Here is a 1,039-nt window from a genome sequence, read left to right as displayed (position 1 = left end):
GTACTGCACCTGAAAGGCTTTATCATTGACGACACGGTTATTTACAGTGGCGCGAGCATTAACAACATTTATTTACAGCAGCAAGAAAAATACCGTTTCGATAGATATCATGTTATCGATTGTCCGGAGCTAGCCCGCAGTATGCGTGACATGATAAAGCAGGAAATCGTTAGCGACCCTGCCGTAAGTGTATTAAGTCAAGCTGCCTACAATGAAGATAACCCTGAAAAGAACGATGTAAAAAGCTTTAAACATCGTTTATCTCAGGCCCGATATCAGTATACCTCTACCACAGTGGGTAACCGTGTTACACCTTTGATCGGTTTAGGCAGAAAGAATAACGAATTAAATGACACTATCGTTAAGTTAGTTGATTCCTCGACGAAAGAGTTGTTTATTTGTACGCCTTATTTTAATCCACCAACGGTTTTAACTCGTGCATTAGCAAGACATCTGCGTGAAGGCAAAAAAATTGATATTGTCGTTGGTGACAAAACGGCAAATGACTTCTACATTCCGCCAGATCAAGATTTTTCAACGATTGGTGCATTGCCTTACATGTATGAACAATCATTGCGTAAATTTGCCAAAAACCAGCAATGGGCTATTGAGAACGGACAACTGAATATTCACCTATGGAAAGATGGTATTAACAGTTTTCATTTAAAGGGCATCAGTGCTGATAATCGAAAGCATCTGATAACCGGTTCGAACCTTAACCCTCGAGCGTGGGCATTGGATTTAGAAAATGGCTTATTATTGCATGATGAGTCAGGGTGCTGGAAAGAGTCGTTTATCCAGGAGCAGCATTATATCTTGCTACACACAGAGCGATTATTTCATTACAGCCAAATCGATACGTTGCAGAAATACCCAAAACCTGTGAAAAAAATCATGAATCGAATCCGCCGTTTAAAAGCAGACTTTTTATTACGCCGTATTTTATAATGTGCTCCTAATACGCTTACTAGTTCATCATCAGAAATGGTGATGAACTTTTTTCATCTTAGAGTTGTCAAATGTCAGAACTGCCGAGTAA

The 1,039-nt window shown here is 39.6% G+C and carries 1 protein-coding gene; it reads left to right on the top strand.

The features are described from left to right. Window positions 1-948 (top strand): CDP-diacylglycerol--serine O-phosphatidyltransferase (gene pssA / locus H5202_RS23220; RefSeq protein WP_182774080.1); only part of this gene is annotated, 948 nt, incomplete at its 5' end. Window positions 949-1,039 lie beyond the last annotated feature (91 nt).

The organism is Shewanella sp. SG41-4, assembly GCF_014164505.1.
GTDB lineage: Bacteria > Pseudomonadota > Gammaproteobacteria > Enterobacterales > Shewanellaceae > Shewanella.
The sequence above is the reverse complement of the archived record's forward strand: the minus strand, read 5'-3'. Positions and strand labels throughout refer to the sequence as shown.